We start from the raw sequence: 16,774 nt of genomic DNA, 5'->3' as shown, positions 1-16,774 counted from the left end.
TCACAACTCCGCGGCACGCATGATCGGGAAGAAGCTGCCAGCCGAGATCACACCGGTCCAATCTTCGCCCTCAAATTCGCGGGTCACGGCGAGATCGACGAGCCGGTAAAAGCTCTTGCGGTCGATCAACGCCTCCAGTCCGCGGCGCACATGCAGATAGGGGCGGGGCTCGCCATCCTCGCTATGTTCCACCCGGATCGCGTGGTCTGCATCGGCAAGAACCACGTCGCCCACATTGGTCGTGAAGCGAATCGACTGGTCGTCGCCCTCGCCCTCAGCGGTGAAATCGACGGCGATGAACGGCGCGTCCTCGACCCGGATGCCCACCTTCTCGACCGGGGTAACGAGATAGTATTTCCCGTCCTCCAGTTTCAGAATCGATGAAAACAGTCGCACCAGCGCCTCGCGGCCGATCGGCGTGCCAAGATAGAACCACGTCCCGTCGCGGCGGATCTCCATATCGAGGTCGCCGCAGAAGGGCGGATCCCACAAATGCACGGGCGGCGGGCCCTTTTTGCTGGCTTTCTTGGCTGCATCCGCAAGCCCATCTGCCGTGGGGGAAGAGGTCGAAACTGTCTGTTTGTGATCCGTCATGCGAATTTGGCCGTTGGTCGGAGCGTGGTTATCTGCTTTGCTGGCAAGATAGGCATCAACGGGGAGAATGTCATGGCCGAGCCCGAAAAGCTGATGGAAGATATCGAACGACTTGGCGGCAAGCTCGCCCAGGCCCGCGCCTCGATCGACCGGCGATTCATCGGCCAGGATCAGGTGGTGGAGCTGGTTCTGGCGGCGATGCTGTCCGGGGGGCACGCGCTTCTGGTCGGCTTGCCGGGCTTGGGCAAGACGCTTCTGGTCGAGACGCTGTCGACCGTGATGGGGCTGGGATCGAACCGCATCCAGTTCACGCCGGACCTGATGCCCGCCGATATTCTGGGCTCCGAAGTTCTGGAAACGGCGCCCGACGGCAGCCGCGCGTTCCGCTTCCTCGAAGGCCCGGTCTTCTGCCAGCTGCTGATGGCGGACGAGATCAACCGCGCCTCGCCCCGGACCCAGTCTGCGCTTCTTCAGGCGATGCAGGAACGCGAGGTCACCATCGCCGGCGAGCATCGCCCGCTTGGCCCGCCCTTCCACGTTCTCGCCACGCAGAACCCGATCGAGCAGGAGGGCACCTATCCACTGCCCGAGGCCCAGCTCGACCGTTTCCTCGTTCAGATCGACGTCGATTACCCGGATCGCGAGACAGAGCGCTCGATCCTGCTGGCGACCACCGGTGTCGCGGCGGAGGGCGCGCATACCGTCTTCACCCCGGCCGAACTAATCGAGGCGCAGGGGATCGTGCGGCAGATGCCCGTGGGCGAGAAGGTTGTCGATGCGATCCTCGATCTGGTGCGGCTCTGCCGTCCGCGCGAGGCTGAGGCGCCCGACTTCATCCGCGATGCGCTGGCCTGGGGACCGGGGCCGCGGGCCGCGCAGGCGCTGATGCTGACCGTTCGGGCGCGTGCGCTGATCAATGGCCGACTGGCGCCGACGCTGGACGACGTACAGGCAATGGCCCGCCCGGTGCTGATCCACCGCATGGCGCTGAGCTTCGCGGCCCGCGCCCGGGGCGAGACGTTGGGCGACCTGATCGACCGCGCCGTGGCAGAGGTCACCGGGCCGCGCGCCGCCGGGGCCGCCGCTTGAGCGTGACCTCCGATACCGCAGCGTCGGGGCCCGCCCCCGCGCTGAGCCTGCGCCGCGAGGCGGAAGGGGCAGCCTCTGCGCTGCCTCCGCTGCTGGTCGCGGCGGAGCAGTTGGCGGCGACCGTTCAGATGGGGTCGCATGGGCGCAGGCGCGCGGGATCGGGCGAGGAATTCTGGCAATACCGCCCCGCCCATGCGGGCGACGAGCTGCGCTTCGTCGATTGGCGGCGCTCGGCGCGCTCGGATAGCCAATATGTGCGCCAGCGCGAATGGCAACTGGCGCAATCGGTGCATCTGTGGGTCGATGATGCGGCCTCGATGCGCTTCACCGGGGCCGAGAGCGGTCGCAACGCCCGCGTCACCAAATCCGAGCGCGCGCGGGTGTTGGGCCTCGCGCTCGCGGTGCTGATGGTGCGCGGCGGTGAGCGCGTGGGGCTGACCGGCCCTCTCGCACCACCACGGCCCGGACGCGCGCAGCTGATGGAGCTTGCGGGCCTTCTGTCGCGCGAGGCGGGCGTGCAGGATTACGGCGCGCCCGAAATCGCGGGCGTCACGCCGCAATCGCGCGTCGTGCTGCTGTCGGATTTCTTCGGTGATCTCGGCCCGATCGAGGCGGCGCTGGGGCGTCTGGCGGATCGTGGCGTCTCGGGCGTGATGATGCAGGTGCTCGATCCGGACGAGGAAGCCTTTCCCTATGATGGGCGCACGATCTTCCAGTCGATGACCGGCGCGCTGGTCCATGAGACGCGCAAGGCTGGCGATTTGCGTGCGCGTTATCTCGACCGGCTGGCCGCACGGCGCGATCAGCTCGCCACGCTTGCGCGCAGCGCGGGCTGGCAGTTCTCGACCCATCACACGGGCGATCCGGCGCAGGTGGCGCTGCTCTGGCTCTATTCCGCGCTCGAAAGGGGGCGCTGATGTGGATGCTCGGCCCCATCGGCTTCACCGCGCCCTGGCTTCTGCTGGGGCTGGCTGCGTTGCCGATCATCTGGCTGATCCTGCGCGCGGTACCGCCCGCGCCGATCCGCAGGCGCTTCCCGGGCGTCGCGCTGCTTTTGGGCCTCAAGGACGAGGAAGTGCAGGCCGCGCGCACGCCGTGGTGGCTGCTGGCGCTCCGTCTTCTGGCGCTGGCCGCCGCGATCATCGGTTTTGCCGGGCCGGTCCTGAACCCACAGCGGGTCGTGCCCGGAACCGGGCCGCTCCTGATCGTGGTCGACGGTAGCTGGGCCTCTGCCCGCGATTGGTCGCGCCGGGTGGAGCGGATGACGGCGGCGCTGAAGGACGCGCAGCAGGCGGGCCGTCCGGCAGCTGTAATTTCGCTCGCCGATCCACCGCCCGCACAGGTGAGTTTCACGGATGCGGGCGCGCTGATCCAGTCGCTCCCCGGCATCCAGCCGCAGCCTTGGGCGCCGCAGAACTTCGACGCCGCAAACCTGCCGGGCGGGAATTTCGAGACGCTCTGGCTGTCTGACGGGTTGGCCCGCGACAGCCGGGCCGGTGTTCTGAGCGCGCTGGAGGCGCGCGGTCCGGTCAAGGTCTGGCAGCCGCAACTGCCAGTTCTGGCGCTGGGCGCGGCCCGGATCGAGGATGGCGCGCTCGTCGTGCCCGCGCTTGCCTCCACTATTCCGCCCAGCCCGCGCGATGTCGCCGCGGTAGGGCGCGATCCGGCGGGTGTCGAGCGCGAGCTGGCGAGCCAGCCGCTTCAGTTCACCGACAGCCGCGAAACAGAGCTGCGTTTCGATCTGCCGCCCGAGCTACGCAACCGGATTACCCGGATCGAGGTCACGGGCATGCGCTCGGCCGGTGCGGTGAGCCTGACCGATGACGCGGTCAAACGCCGCAAGGTCGCGATCCTCTCGGGTGCGCGCGACCGCGAGGGGCTGGAGCTGCTCTCGCCCACGCATTACCTGCATCAGGCGCTCGCCCCGACGGCGGACCTGATCGAGGGCACGCTTGCCGACGTGCTGACCGCCGATCCGGACGTGATCATCCTCGCCGATATGGCCGATCTGCCCGAACAGGCTAAACTGCAGGAATGGGTCGAGAAGGGCGGGCTGCTGATCCGCTTCGCAGGGCCGCGCATGGCCAATGCCAATCTCGACGCCGACACGTTGCTGCCGGTGCAGCTGCGTGCCGGAGGCCGCTCGCTGGGCGGCACGATGAGCTGGGGCGATCCGCGCGCGCTGGCGCCCTTCCCGGAAAACTCGCCCTTTACGGGGCTGACGGTTCCCGACGACGTGACGGTGAAGGCACAGGTCATGGCCGAGCCCGCGCCGGACCTGAGCGAACACACGATCGCCGCGCTGACCGATGGCACGCCGCTCGTCACCCGCGCCAAGATGGGGCAGGGGGCGGTGGTGCTGTTTCACGTCACCGCCAATGCCGAATGGTCGACCCTGCCGCTGTCGCTGCTGTTCCCGCAGATGCTGGAACGGCTCGCGGTCTCTGCCCGGCCCGCCGCGCCGGAAGAGGCTGATCTCGCAGGCCAGACCTGGGTGCCGCAGAAGCTGCTCGACGGGTTCGGGCGGCTGCAGGATGCAGGCGCTGCCGCAGGTGTGCCGGGCGAGGAGCTGGCCAAGGCCGAGCCGGGGCCGAAGCTGCGCCCGGGCATCTACACCGCCGAGGACCGCTCGGTCGCGCTGAACGCCCTGCCGCGCGGCGCGACGCTTTCGCCCGCGAGCTGGCCTGCGAATGTCCCCGTTGAAGGGGCTTTCGAACAACGCGAAATGCCCTTGAAAGGCTGGCTTCTGGGGGCTGCGCTTGCGGCGCTTCTGCTGGACATCCTCGCGACGCTGGCGCTCTCGGGCAAGCTCTGGGGGCCGCGTGCGATGAAGGCCGCCGCTTTCGGGGCCGCCGTGATCCTCGCAAGCTTCGCGCCGCCGCAAGCCCATGCCGAGGATATGGATCCGGCGCGCGCGATCGAGGCTGCGTCCAACGTGGTTCTGGCCGCGATGCCCACCGGCGATGCCGAAGTTGACCGGGTTTCGATGGCGGGGCTGAAGGGCCTGTCGCAGGTTCTCAACCGGCGTACCACGGTAGAGCCTTCCGCGCCGATGATGGTCGATCTGAAGAATGACGATCTGGCCGTCTTTACCTTCATCTACTGGCCGATCACGGCAGATCAGCCTGCACCGAGCCCGATGGAATATGCCAAGCTGAACCGCTACCTGCGCGGCGGCGGGATGATCCTGTTCGACACGCGCGACGCCGATATTGCGGGCTTCGGCGAGGCGACGCCCGCAGGCAAGCGTTTGCAGGCGCTGGCCGCGCCCTTGGACATTCCGCCGCTCGCGCCGATACCGGATGATCACGTACTGACCCGCACCTTCTACCTTCTGCAGGATTTCCCCGGTCGCTATGATGGCACGATCTGGGTGGAGGCTCCGCCAGCCGATGCCGAACGCGCCGAGGGGATGCCGTTTCGCAACCTCAATGACGGGGTGACGCCGGTGGTGATCGGCGGCAACGATTGGGCCTCGGCCTGGGCCGTCGACGATCGCGGGATGCCGATGTTCCCGGTGGGGCGCGGCCGCACCGGCGAGCGTCAGCGCGAAATCGCGGATCGCTTCGGGGTGAACCTGATCATGCATGTGCTGACCGGCAACTATAAATCCGATCAGGTCCATGTGCCTGCGCTTCTCGAAAGGCTGGGGCAATGAACGGGCTGTCGGTAATCTTCGCGCCGCTTCTGCCATGGCCTGTGATCGCGGGCGCGGCCGCTGTGGCGGCCGTTCTGCTGGCGCTGGCGCTATGGCGCGGGCTTAAGGGCTGGGCGCTGCGGGCCTTGGCCGCGCTGGTGCTGCTGGCCGCGATCGCGCAGCCCTCCTTGCAGCGCGAACAGACCACGCCACTGTCGAATATCGTTTTGCTGGTCGACGACCGGTCCTCCTCGCAGAAGCTCTCGGATCGCGGGCAACAGACCGACCGCGCCGTGGCACGTCTGCAAGCGCAGCTCGATGCGATGCCTAATGTGGAGACGCGCCGGATCACCGTTCCGGACGGGGCCGACAATGCCGGCACCGAGCTGGGCGCGAGCCTCGCCGAGGCGCTGGCCGCCGAGCCGCGCGCCCGGGTCGCGGGGGCGCTGATGGTCACCGACGGGCAGGCCCATGACGCGCAGCTTGCCCCCGATCTGCCCGCGCCGCTGCAGGTGCTGCTGACCGGCAAGCGCAGCGACTGGGATCGTCGTATCCTGATCGAGACCGCGCCTTCCTTTGGCATTATCGGTGAGGAAACCGATATCCGTCTCAAGGTCGAGGATATGGGCGCCGTTCCCGAAAGCGCGGGCGGCGTGGCCGATCTGACGATCTCGATCGATGGCAAGGACCCGAAAAGCTACAAGGTGCGCACCGATCGCGATCTGGAACTGCCGCTGACGCTGACCCATGGCGGGCAGAACGTGGTGCAGTTCACGCTGACGCCGCTGGATGGAGAGCTGACCGACCGCAACAATGTCGCGACCGTGCAGATCAACGGCGTGCGCGACCGGCTGCGGGTGCTTCTGGTCTCGGGTCAGCCCCATGCGGGCGAGCGGACGTGGCGCAACCTTCTTAAGTCGGATGCGGGCGTCGATCTCGTGCATTTCACCATCCTGCGTCCGCCGGAGAAACAGGACGGCGTGCCGGTGACGGAGCTGTCACTGATCGCCTTCCCGACGCAGGAGCTGTTCGTCGACAAGATCGACCAGTTCGATCTGATCATCTTCGACCGCTACGGCGCACGGGGTATCCTGCCGTCGGCCTATTTCGACAACATCAAGGATTACGTCGAGCGCGGCGGCGCGATCCTCGTGGCCGCCGGTCCGGAATTCGCGACCGTCGAAAGCCTCTATCAGACGAGCCTTGGCGACATCATGCCCGCGCGCCCCACCGGCCGCGTCATGTCGGAAAGCTTTCTGCCGCGCCCGACCGATCTGGGCCTGCGCCACCCGGTAACCGCCGGGCTGGAAGGGGCACCTGCGCCCGAGGGCGAGGATACGGCCGCCGAGAAAGACGGCCCGCATTGGGGGCACTGGCTGCGCCAGATCGAACTGACGAACCCCACCGGCGAGGTCGTCATGTCCGGGGCCGAGGGCAAGCCGCTGCTGGTGCTATCGCGCGAAGGCGAGGGGCGGGTGGCGCTTTTGGCGTCCGATCAGGCATGGCTCTGGGATCGCGGCTATGACGGCGGTGGGCCACAGCTCGAATTGCTGCGCCGCATCGCGCATTGGGAGATGAAAGAGCCTGAACTGGAAGAGGAGGCACTCTATGCCGAGATCGATCCCGGCGCGCTTTCGATGCGGATCATCCGTCGCACGATGGAAGATACCGCGCCGCCGGTGACCGTGACGCTGCCCGATGGCTCGACGCAGGAAGTGCCGCTGACCGAGACCGCGCCGGGTCGCTTCACCGCGCGCTGGACCGCGCCCCAGGCAGGGCTCTACCGGCTCAAGGACGGCGATCTGGAGCGGGTCGTGGCGATGGGCCCCGCCAGCCCGCGCGAGTTCGAACAGACGATTGCCAGCGGGGATCCCCTCGCTGCCGTGGTCGAGGCGTCGAATGGCGGCGTGACGCGGCTCGAAGACGGGGTGCCCGATATCCGCGAGGTGCGTGCGGGGCGACCCTCGGCAGGGCGCGGCTGGATCGGCATCACGCCGCGCGGCGCGACGGCCACCACCGATATCCGCGTGCAGCCGCTGATGCCCGCCTGGGTCTGGCTGCTCCTCGCAGCGCTGCTGACCGTGGGGGCATGGCTGATCGAAGGGCGGAATCGGCGCGGCGGTGGCGGCGGGCCGAGCGCAGCGTGATCCAAGCGGGGATTGCCCGGAGACCGCTTCACGTGTAGCAGGTGTTAGCGGTATCGGAACGCGAAGACGGAGGAGAGGCCCCGATGATCCTGAGCTGTGGTGAGGCACTGATCGACATGCTCCCGCGCGAGAGCGCGCAAGGCGAGCCGGCCTTTGCGCCCTATCCCGGAGGAGCGGTGTTCAATACCGCGATCGCGCTGGGGCGGTTGGGGGCGCGCTCGGGTTTCCTGTCGGGGCTGTCAGAGGATCTGTTCGGGCAGATGCTGGTCCACTCACTCTCTGATAGCGGCGTCGATGCGGGGCTCTCGGTCCGCTCGGACCGGCCCACGACGCTGGCCTTCGTGACGCTCACCGACGGCCATGCGAGCTACGCCTTCTACGACGAGAATACCGCGGGTCGCATGCTGAAGATCGAGGATATGCCTGCGATCCCGGCAGAGGTGAAGGCGATGTTCTTCGGTGGCATCTCCCTGCCGGTCGAGCCCTGCGGCGCGGCCTATGAGGCGCTGATGCTGCGCGAGGCGGAGAGCCGCGTGACGATGATCGACCCGAATATCCGTCCCGGTTTCATCCGCGACGAGACGGCCTATCGCGCGCGGCTTGAACGGATGTTCGCCGTGGCCGATATCGTGAAGGTCTCGGACGAGGATCTGCGCTGGATCGAAGGGCCGGGCACCATCGCCGATCTCGCGCGCGGGCTGCTCGCCAAGGGGCCGAAGCTGGTCTTCGTCACCGAAGGCGCGACCGGCGCGCATGGCTTCTCGAAGCACTGCGAGGTGTTCGTGCCCGCGCGCAAGGTCGAGGTAATCGATACGGTCGGTGCAGGCGACACGTTCAACGCTGGCGTTCTGGCGGCGCTGGATCGCGCCGATGCTCTCGACAAGCGCAAGCTTGCAGGAGCCGAGGAAGAATTGATCTCCGACTGCCTCAAGCTGGGCGTGGCCGCCGCTGCGGTCGTCGTCAGCCGGGCAGGGGCCAACCCGCCCTGGTCGGACGAGCTGGCATGAGGGCGCTGGTCCAGCGGGTCTCCGAAGCCTCGGTCACCGTCGACGGCAATCGCATCTCCGAAATCGGGCCCGGCCTTCTGATCCTGTGCTGTGCGATGCAGGGTGATGACGAGAAAGTGGCCGAGAAACTGGCAGAGCGGGTCTCGAAACTGCGCATCTTCAAGGACGAGGCGGGCAAGATGAACCGCGCGGTGGGTGATATTGGCGGCGCCTGTCTGGTGGTCAGCCAGTTCACGCTGGCCGCTGACACCTCGCGCGGCAACCGCCCCGGTTTCTCTGCTGCCGCACCGCCCGAAGAGGGCGATCGGCTTTATCGGCATTTCGCCCGGCACCTCGAATCTCTGGGCCTGCCGGTCCAGACCGGGGAGTTCGGCGCGGATATGAAAGTGGCGCTTCTGAACGACGGGCCGGTCACGATCTGGATGGACAGCGCCGACCGTCCGTGAACGTCGCTGGGGCAGTCTTGCTCCCCTGAAAATCGCGGGCTATTGCAGGCCATGGCCAAGCTCTACTTCCATTATTCCACGATGAACGCGGGCAAGAGCACGATCCTCTTGCAAGCCTCCCACAACTATATCGAACGCGGGATGGAGACGTTCCTCGTGACCGCGCGGCTCGACAATCGCGCGGGCGACGGGCGCATCGCGAGCCGGATCGGCATCGGTGCGGAGGCGGCCTGTTTCACCGAAGAGACCGATATGTTCGCGCTGATCGAGAAGCGCTTGGCGGACGGCCCCTGCGCCTGCATCTTCGTGGACGAGGCGCAGTTCCTGACCGAGACGCAGGTCTGGCAGATCGCCCGCGCGGTCGATGACCTGCGCGTGCCGGTGATGTGCTACGGGTTGCGCGTGGATTTTCAGGGCAAGCTGTTCCCCGGCTCGGCGGCGCTGCTGGCGCTCGCCGACGAGATGCGCGAAGTCCGCACGATCTGCCATTGCGGCAAGAAGGCCACGATGGTGGTGCGGATGGGCCCGGACGGACAGGCGCTGCGCGATGGCGATCAGGTGCAGATCGGTGGCAACGAGACCTATGTCAGCCTCTGCCGCCGTCATTGGCGCGAGGCGATGGGAGAGGCCTAAGCCTCAGATCTTCTCGACCACGACCGAGCCCACCGAATAGCCCGCCCCGAAAGAACAGATCAGTCCGATCTCGCCCGGTTTGAAATCGTCGGAATAATTCGAAAACGCGATGATCGAGCCGGCAGACGACGTGTTGGCGTAGTCCTGCAGGATATTGGGCTGCTCGCCCGGCTCGGGATCGCGGCCCAGAACCTTCTTGCCGATGAAGTCGTTCATCGATTTGTTCGCCTGATGGAGCCAGAGGCGGTGCAGGTCCTCGGTCGCCACGCCAGTCTCGGTGAGGTGGTCGTGGATATGGCCCGCCACCATTGGCAGCACTTCCTTGAAGACCTTACGGCCCTCCTGCATGAACTGCATGTCGCGGCGGTCGGCCACGCCATCGGGCCGGGTGCGGCGCAGGAAGCCGTTATTGTTGCGGATGTTGTTCGAGAACTCCGTCGCGCAACGGGTGGAACGGATCAGGAAGCCATGTGGCGCATCCTCGCGCCGTTCGATTAGTGTCGCGGTCGCCACATCGCCGAAGATGAAATGGCAATCCCGGTCGCGCCATTCGAGATGGCCCGAGGTGATTTCGGGGTTCACGACCAGCGCGCGCCGCACGGAGCCGGTGCGGATCATGTCGGCGGCGGCCTGAATGCCGAAAGTGGCCGAGGAACAAGCGACGTTCATATCGAAAGCGAAACCGCCCGCGCCGAGAAGCTTCTGAATCTCGATCGCGATGGCGGGGTAGGCGCGTTCCATGTTCGAGGCCGCGCAGATCACCAGATCGACGTCCTCGCCCGTGCGGCCCGCCATCTTCAGCGCCTTGTGGCAGGCATCGAGCGCGATTTCCGCCATGATGCCGGGCTCTTCATCCGAGCGCTGGCGCAGGCGCGGATACATGCGCGTGGGGTCCAGCACGCCTTCCTTGTCCATCACGTAGCGCTGCTCGATCCCGGAGGCTTTCAGGATGAACTCGACCGAGCTATGCGGCTTGGCCTCGATCTCGCCTGCGGCGATGGCCTCTGCGTTCTCGGCGTTGAACAGATCGGCATAGGCGTTGAATGCTTCGACCAGTTCGGCATTCGTGATGACGTGTTCCGGCGTATAGACCCCGGTCCCGGTAATGACGGCTTGATGCATCGGATCCTCCTTGGCAGAGCCTCCCGCCAAGGAGGTGAAAGGTCAAGACGACACGCGATTGGGCGGCGTGTTGCCGTCACGAAAGGCGATGAGATTGTCGACCGCCATGTGGCCCATGTCGTCGCGCACCTCAAGAGCGGCGGTGCCCAGATGCGGAAGCAACGTGACGTTATCCATCTCGCGCAGGGCCTCGGGGACGTCGGGCTCGCGCTCGTAGACGTCGAGGCCCGCGCCCGCGATCACATTGCCCTGCATCGCCGCCACCAGTGCCGCCTCGTCGACGATATCGCCGCGAGCGATATTGATGAGATGCGCATGTGGCTGCATCTTCGCGATCTCGGCGGCGCCGATCAGGTGATGCGTGGCGGGGCTCGCCGGCACCGCGATCACCACGAAATCGGAACTGGCGAGCAACTCGTCTTGGCTCAAATGCGTCGCGGGGAAGCCCGGATCGACGGGGGTGCGCTTGGTGTAAGCCACCTCCATGCCGAAGCCGAAATGGCAGCGCTTCGCAATTGCCGTACCGATGCGGCCCAGACCGATGATCCCGACTTTCTTGCCCGAGACGTGCTGGCCTAGGAATTGCGTCGGCGTCCAGCCGGTCCACTCGCCGCGCCGCACGAACCGCTCGCCCGCCGAGGCGCGCCGTGCGCTCATCAGGATCAGCATCATCGCGATATCGGCGGTGGCGTCCGTCACCGCGCCCGGCGTGTTGGTCACCGTGATGCCCTTCGCCTCGGCGGCGGCCACGTCGATATGGTTATAGCCGACCCCGAAGTTGGCCACGATCTTCGCGCGCGGGCTGCCCTCGAAGGCCGCCGCCGTCACCTTGTCGCCAAGCGTGACGAGAAGCGCGTCATACTCGGCCAGAGCCGCGCGGGTTTCCTCCTCGGTCATCGGCGCGGCCCCGTTGCGGAAGGTCACGTCGAATTCGCGCGCCACGCGGGCCTCGACTTCGTCGGTCAGCTTGCGGGTTACGAGGAGCTTCATCAATACATCCTCCCGCCGATCGGGACGTCCTTGTCGGGCGTCAGCAGCACGACCTCGCCCGCCTCGTCCGGCACGCCGAGCACCAGTGCCTCGGACATGAACGGCCCGATCTGGCGCGGCGGAAAGTTGACCACGCCGAAGACCAGCTTGCCGACCAGCTCCTCGGGCGCGTAATGCACCGTGATCTGGGCGGAGCTTTTCTTCACGCCGATCTCCGGGCCGTAATCGACCCAGAGCTTGATCGCGGGCTTGCGCGCCTCGGGGAAGGGCTCGGCCTGCGTGATCCGGCCGCACCGGATGTCGACCTTCATGAAGTCGTCGAAGGAGATGGTCATTTCCCCAGCTCCCGGTTGCGCGCGATATTCGCGGCGACCGCTTTGCGCATCAGGGGCGGCATGCCGGTCTCGGGGTCCATCAGAACCTCGAGCGCCGCTGCCGTGGTGCCGCCGGGCGAGGTGACGTTCTCGCGCAGCTTCGACGGGCTCTCGTCGCTATCCTCGGCCAATTGCCCCGCGCCCCCCACGGTCGCCTTGGCGAGCCGCAGCGCCAGGTCGGGATCGAGCCCCTCGGCCTCGCCCGCTGCCGCCATCACCTCGATCAGGTGGAAGACATAGGCCGGGCCCGAGCCGGAGACGCCGATTACCGCATCCATCTGGCCCTCGTTGTCGAGCCGCACGACCTGACCCACGCCGGTCATCAGCGCATCTGCCGTGTCCAGATCGTCGCTCGTCGCGTTCGGATTGCCGACGATCGCGGTCACGCCACGGCCGATCGCGGCGGGCGTGTTGGGCATGGCGCGCACCAGACGCGCCTGCTTGCCCAGCATCTTCTCGTAGCCCTCGATGGTGATCCCCGCGGCGACGGTGACGAACAGAGTATCGCCTTCGGCCATGGCCGACAGCTGCGGCAGCGCGTCGGCCATCATCTGCGGCTTCACCGCGACGAGGACGACAGCCGGGTGGTCGGGCAGTTCGGCGTTGAGATTCACGCCGGACTCTTTCAGCCAGTCGGATGGATTCGGATCGACCACCCAGACCGAAGCTGCGGGCAGACCGCCCTTCAACAGCCCCTGAAGGATCGCGCCGCCCATGCGTCCGCAGCCCAGAATGACGAGGCCGCGGTCGGAAATGTTATCAAAGCTCATGCTTCCCCCTTTGGTTCGGGGGGAGATTAGGCGCGCCCGTAGGCCTCCGCAATGGCCACCTGCATCGCGTCTTCGGGAGTGCGCTCGCCCCAGGTCGCCAGCTGGAAAGCCGGGTAGAACCGCTCGGAGGACACGACAGCCGCGCCTATCAGCCGGTCGATCTGCTCCGGCCCGGGCATCTGCCCGCCCGATAGCACCAGCCCGTGCCGCCAGACCATCAGCCGCTGATCGGGCCAGAAGGTGAAGGCGCCGGTCCAGACCCGGTCGTTGATGCGGTTGAGAAGCTCGTAGAGCGCGCCCTCACGGGTCGCGGGCGGATCCATCTCGAAAGTGGAGATCAGCCGCAGGGTTTCATCCATCGGCGACCAGGCGAGGGTGATCGAGTAAGTCCGCCACTGACCCTCGACCGCCATTGCGATCTGGTCATCGGTAACCCGGTCGAATTCCCATTCATGGGCTTCGGCCAGCGTCTCGACGATGTCGATCGGGTGGAGTTCCTCGGCGTACAGATAGTCTTCGCTCAGTGCCATGCTCGTATCCCCCTGCCTTTTTAGATGCCCGGAGTGCAGCTCCCCTAGGGCTTGTCGGCTTTACAAGGAGCGGCGGTAGCAGCCGCCTTTCCCTACAACATATCGTGTAGGCAGGTTTGCGTTCTGTAAAGCAATTTGTGGTGGATAAGCCGGGCGGGTGCCACGAAATCTGGGGATAGTTCATCCACAAAGCGGGGCCATTGGCTGGCTCTCTTCCGCTAAGTATTTGAGATCGCTTTGAAACGCAAAAAGCGCCCGAAGGTCGGGCGCTTTTTGAGGCGGTTTGGTGGAGCCTAGGGGGATCGAACCCCTGACCTCGTCATTGCGAACGACGCGCTCTCCCAGCTGAGCTAAGGCCCCGTACCGTGGCGTGGTATTTCGCGCAAGGCGCGGGCGTTGTCAAGCGGCCCGCCCGCGCCGCACGCTAAAATTTCTGCCGATCCGCTTTATGCGGGCACCGAGATTTTCGACTTCACGAAATTGACCAGATCGCCTGCCGGGCGCGCCCCTGCGGCACGGGCGACCTCGCGGCCTTTCGCGAACAGGATGAAGGCGGGAATGCCCTGAATCCGGTAGCGTTGAGTCGCGGTAGGGTTCACCTGCGTGTTGATCTTCGCGAGCCGCACATGGGGTGTCAGCTTCTCTGCGGCCATGTTGAACTGCGGCGCCATTGCCTTGCACGGGCCGCACCACGGCGCCCAGAAATCGACCAGCAGCGGCAGGTCGTCCTTCTCGGCCTTGGCGAGCGTCTTGAAATCTACTTCCGTCACCTTGTGCGAAACGAGCCATCCGCCGCAGGTGCCGCATTTCGGGTTCGCGCCCAGCTTCTCGGCGGGAACGCGGTTGGCCTGTCCGCAATCGAGGCAGGTCACACGATAGCTTTGAGAGGATTGGGTCATGTCACCCCTCCTTTACATTGGGTTGAAAGATATATCGGGAACCCACTTCGGCTTTGCAAGGAGACGACATGACGCGCTGGAAAGAGCTGAGCCCCGAACGCCAGATGGATCTTCGCGCCGCCTATGACATCGAAATGGCGCGGCAGACCAATACCTGCTCGATTGACGAGAAGATTGCGCGCTTCGCCGAATGGCTCGCGCCGCAGGGCGTCGCCTTCGGGATGGAAGACTTGGCAAAAGGCTGATCTCTCAGCGGCCCTTCAGGTAGAAGAACACGCCCGCCACGATTAGTGCAGCAATCACTGCCAGTGCGATCTTCCATGCCGACCACGGGCGATCCCCCCGCACGCGGCCCGTCTGGGCGTTGACGACGAAGCGGTAGGAGCGGCCGCGGAACTTGTACGCGGCGGTCCAGATCGGTAGCAGGATATGCTTGAAGGTTTCGGCCGAAAACTGCGGGTCCATCGCGCCGATCCGCTGCTCGTCGCCGCCGATATCGCGACGGATGTCGGTCTGGATGACGCGGATCATCTCTGCCTGCGCGGCATGATGGCCCTCTTGCAGTTGCACGGTGTAGCCCTCGGCGGTGAAGCCCGCGAGGTAATCGCGCCGGTAGGGTTCGAGTGCCGTCAAATCCCAAGGGCGCAGCGCCTGCACGTACTCGGGCGGCAGCGAGCGCGCGGCGTAGATCACCACATCGTCGAAATCGCGCGCGACCTGACCCGAGACCGGGGTCCAGCGGATGCGGCGGACCTGCTCGGTGCGGGGGCCCTTGTCGGTCTGCACCGTGCGCGTGACGTAGTAAGCATCGCCGCGCTGCCCGGAATAGCGCGTGCGGGTGGCGGCATCGAAGGTCCAGAAGGGCGCGTAGATGCCGGTCATGCGCCGGCCTTTGCGGGCATATTGCGACAGCCCGTTGGGCGCGAACCACAGCGAGCCGAGCCATTTCGAGAGCGCCGCGCGCGCCTGTTCCTCGGTCAGTTGGAAGGGGAGCACGCCTTGCGGCTTGATCAGCCGCGTCGTGCCGGTATCGACCACCACCGGCGTCGCGCAGAACGGGCATTCGGTCGCGTGCTCGCCATTCTGCAGCTCGATCGAGGCGCCGCAATTGGGGCAGGAGACGGTGCGGTGCTCCTCCATCTCCTGCGCGGGCAATTCGCGGGTCAGCGCATCGTCGAGCGGCAATTCGCGCAAACGGGCCTCACCGCGCCCGGTGGCGGAGGGAATGTCCTGCACATGGCCGCAGTGGTCGCAGACGAGCCGCGTCTGGCCCGGCGCAAACCGCAGATCGGCGCCGCAGCTTTCGCAGTGATAGTGGCTCTCGCCGCGTGGGTCGGCAGGGGCGGCAGCTGCGCTCCGCCCCACTTTCGGGAAACCCAGCATCGGATCAGCTCGCAGCAGGCGGGGGCGGCGGCGGTGCGATGGTGAAGAGCTGCGCCAGTTCGGTCACGTCCTCGGCGCGCATCCAGCCGTTCTGACCCGGCGTCCAGACGAGACTGTCACGGGTGAGAGAGCCTTCCGAGACCATGCGTCCCAGATGGCCGCGCCCGAAGGGCCCCTGCGTCTGGCCGTTGACCGCGAGATGCCAGACCTTCTCGACCGGCGGCGGGGGAGGGGGCGGCGGTGCGGCGGCGGCGGGTTGTTGACCCATCTGCCCCCACGGCCCCATCTGCTGACCCATTGCCATGCCCATGCCCGCGCCCATTCCGGCCCCCATCGCCGCGCCCATCCCGGCGGAGGCGCCCGAGCCCGGCTGCCCCATGGCCTCCGCGGCATTATATTGCATGTAGCGGTTCAGATCGCCCACGATGCCCATCGAGGTGCGCTTGTCGAGAACCGCCTCCACCGCTTCGGGAAGCGAGACGTTCTCGATGTAGAATTCCGGCAGCTCCAGCCCGTAATTCGCAATGGTGGGTGCGATCGCCTTGGTGATCACCTTACCCATGTCCGCAGTGTTCGCCGCCATGTCGAGGACCGGGATGCCCGAGCTGGCGATGGCGCGCGAAAACTCCTGCACGATCACGTTGCGCAGCTGGTAGCTGATCTCGTCCGAGGTGAATTCGCCGTCGGTGCCGACGATCTCGGTCAGGAACTTGCCCGGGTCGGTGACACGCATCGAATAGGTGCCGAAGGCGCGGATGCGCACCGGGCCGAATTCGGGATCGCGCGCCATGACCGGGTTCTTCGTGCCCCATTTGAGGTCATTGAACCGCGTTGTGTTGACGAAATAGATTTCGGACTGGAAGGGCGATTTGAACCCGTGATCCCAATGCTGAAGCGTCGTCAGAATCGGCAGGTTGTTCGTCTCCAGCATGTAGAGGCCCGGACCGAAGATATCGGCCAGCTGCCCCTCATGGACGAAGACGGCGGCCTGACCTTCGCGGACGGTCAGCTTGGCGCCGTATTTGATCGCATGGCCCTCACGTTCGAACCGCCAGACCATCGTGTCGCGGGTGTCGTCGGTCCAGCCGATGACGTCGATGAATTCGCCCGAGAGGAAATCGAGAATGCCCATGGATGCGGTTCCTTCTTGGTT

Annotated in this window: 17 protein-coding genes and 1 tRNA gene; 8 read left to right on the top strand and 10 right to left on the bottom strand. The window is 66.3% G+C overall.

Going from position 1 to position 16,774, the window contains the following annotated elements:
* Nucleotides 1–594 (bottom strand): DUF1285 domain-containing protein, encoded by a 594-nt coding sequence (locus B6V74_RS03180; RefSeq protein WP_088721933.1) that lies wholly within the window; start codon nucleotides 592–594, stop codon nucleotides 1–3.
* 72 nt (nucleotides 595–666) lie between these two features.
* On the opposite strand from B6V74_RS03180, the gene B6V74_RS03175 reads away from it, so the two are divergent.
* The 7 genes from B6V74_RS03175 to B6V74_RS03145 all read left to right on the top strand — a co-directional run bounded on the left by B6V74_RS03175 (nucleotide 667) and on the right by B6V74_RS03145 (nucleotide 9,553).
* The gene (locus tag B6V74_RS03175) at nucleotides 667–1,683 is read left to right on the top strand and encodes a MoxR family ATPase (protein ID WP_078519704.1); all 1,017 of its coding nucleotides are present in this window, start codon (nucleotides 667–669) and stop codon (nucleotides 1,681–1,683) included.
* Nucleotides 1,680–2,600 (top strand): DUF58 domain-containing protein, encoded by a 921-nt coding sequence (locus tag B6V74_RS03170; protein ID WP_233243022.1) that lies wholly within the window; start codon nucleotides 1,680–1,682, stop codon nucleotides 2,598–2,600. Before B6V74_RS03175 ends, B6V74_RS03170 begins: the two co-directional genes overlap by 4 nt.
* Complete coding sequence (locus B6V74_RS03165) at nucleotides 2,600–5,341, top strand: DUF4159 domain-containing protein (RefSeq protein WP_088721932.1); 2,742 nt, start codon at nucleotides 2,600–2,602, stop codon at nucleotides 5,339–5,341. Before B6V74_RS03170 ends, B6V74_RS03165 begins: the two co-directional genes overlap by 1 nt.
* Complete coding sequence (locus tag B6V74_RS03160) at nucleotides 5,338–7,467, top strand: hypothetical protein (RefSeq protein WP_088721931.1); 2,130 nt, start codon at nucleotides 5,338–5,340, stop codon at nucleotides 7,465–7,467. Before B6V74_RS03165 ends, B6V74_RS03160 begins: the two co-directional genes overlap by 4 nt.
* An 83-nt stretch (nucleotides 7,468–7,550) precedes the next feature.
* Nucleotides 7,551–8,474, top strand: a complete 924-nt coding sequence (locus B6V74_RS03155) for a carbohydrate kinase (protein WP_088721930.1) — start codon at nucleotides 7,551–7,553, stop codon at nucleotides 8,472–8,474.
* Nucleotides 8,471–8,920 (top strand): D-aminoacyl-tRNA deacylase, encoded by a 450-nt coding sequence (dtd, locus tag B6V74_RS03150; protein WP_088721929.1) that lies wholly within the window; start codon nucleotides 8,471–8,473, stop codon nucleotides 8,918–8,920. Before B6V74_RS03155 ends, dtd begins: the two co-directional genes overlap by 4 nt.
* Nucleotides 8,921–8,971: 51 nt before the next feature.
* Nucleotides 8,972–9,553, top strand: coding sequence for a thymidine kinase (locus B6V74_RS03145; protein ID WP_075776167.1), 582 nt, complete (start codon nucleotides 8,972–8,974; stop codon nucleotides 9,551–9,553).
* Between the two features lie 3 nt (nucleotides 9,554–9,556).
* On the opposite strand, the gene B6V74_RS03140 is transcribed toward B6V74_RS03145, so the two are convergent.
* The 7 genes from B6V74_RS03140 to B6V74_RS03110 all read right to left on the bottom strand — a co-directional run bounded on the left by B6V74_RS03140 (nucleotide 9,557) and on the right by B6V74_RS03110 (nucleotide 14,238).
* Entirely contained in the window at nucleotides 9,557–10,675 is a 1,119-nt protein-coding gene (locus B6V74_RS03140; RefSeq protein WP_088721928.1) for a beta-ketoacyl-ACP synthase III, read from the bottom strand.
* A gap of 42 nt (nucleotides 10,676–10,717) precedes the next feature.
* Nucleotides 10,718–11,665: a D-glycerate dehydrogenase gene (locus B6V74_RS03135; protein ID WP_088721927.1), complete on the bottom strand. Its 948-nt coding sequence runs from the start codon at nucleotides 11,663–11,665 to the stop codon at nucleotides 10,718–10,720.
* Nucleotides 11,665–12,000 (bottom strand): tRNA-binding protein, encoded by a 336-nt coding sequence (locus B6V74_RS03130; RefSeq protein WP_075776164.1) that lies wholly within the window; start codon nucleotides 11,998–12,000, stop codon nucleotides 11,665–11,667. Before B6V74_RS03130 ends, B6V74_RS03135 begins: the two co-directional genes overlap by 1 nt.
* The gene (gene proC / locus B6V74_RS03125; RefSeq protein WP_075776163.1) at nucleotides 11,997–12,809 is read right to left on the bottom strand and encodes a pyrroline-5-carboxylate reductase; all 813 of its coding nucleotides are present in this window, start codon (nucleotides 12,807–12,809) and stop codon (nucleotides 11,997–11,999) included. Before proC ends, B6V74_RS03130 begins: the two co-directional genes overlap by 4 nt.
* 26 nt (nucleotides 12,810–12,835) lie before the next feature.
* On the bottom strand, nucleotides 12,836–13,339 hold the full coding sequence (locus tag B6V74_RS03120) for a YbjN domain-containing protein (RefSeq protein WP_075776162.1): 504 nt from the start codon (nucleotides 13,337–13,339) through the stop codon (nucleotides 12,836–12,838).
* 284 nt (nucleotides 13,340–13,623) lie between these two features.
* Nucleotides 13,624–13,699 (bottom strand) — tRNA-Ala (locus tag B6V74_RS03115).
* Between the two features lie 86 nt (nucleotides 13,700–13,785).
* Entirely contained in the window at nucleotides 13,786–14,238 is a 453-nt protein-coding gene (locus B6V74_RS03110; protein ID WP_078539752.1) for a thioredoxin domain-containing protein, read from the bottom strand.
* Nucleotides 14,239–14,306: 68 nt separating this feature from the next.
* Between B6V74_RS03110 and B6V74_RS18880 the strand changes: the two genes are divergently transcribed.
* Nucleotides 14,307–14,483, top strand: a complete 177-nt coding sequence (locus B6V74_RS18880; protein WP_158275078.1) for a hypothetical protein — start codon at nucleotides 14,307–14,309, stop codon at nucleotides 14,481–14,483.
* A 4-nt stretch (nucleotides 14,484–14,487) separates the two neighbouring features.
* Here the strand turns inward: B6V74_RS18880 and B6V74_RS03105 are convergent, their stop codons facing one another.
* Nucleotides 14,488–15,621, bottom strand: a complete 1,134-nt coding sequence (locus B6V74_RS03105; RefSeq protein ID WP_233243023.1) for a zinc ribbon domain-containing protein — start codon at nucleotides 15,619–15,621, stop codon at nucleotides 14,488–14,490.
* A 4-nt stretch (nucleotides 15,622–15,625) separates the two neighbouring features.
* Complete coding sequence (locus B6V74_RS03100; RefSeq protein WP_075776160.1) at nucleotides 15,626–16,753, bottom strand: SPFH domain-containing protein; 1,128 nt, start codon at nucleotides 16,751–16,753, stop codon at nucleotides 15,626–15,628.
* Nucleotides 16,754–16,774: the final 21 nt, after the last annotated feature.

This window comes from Thioclava sp. F42-5 (genome assembly GCF_002213195.1).
GTDB classification, from domain to species: domain Bacteria; phylum Pseudomonadota; class Alphaproteobacteria; order Rhodobacterales; family Rhodobacteraceae; genus Thioclava; species Thioclava nitratireducens.
Note: the sequence above shows the minus strand (reverse complement) of the source record. Positions and strands in the feature narration are given on the sequence as shown.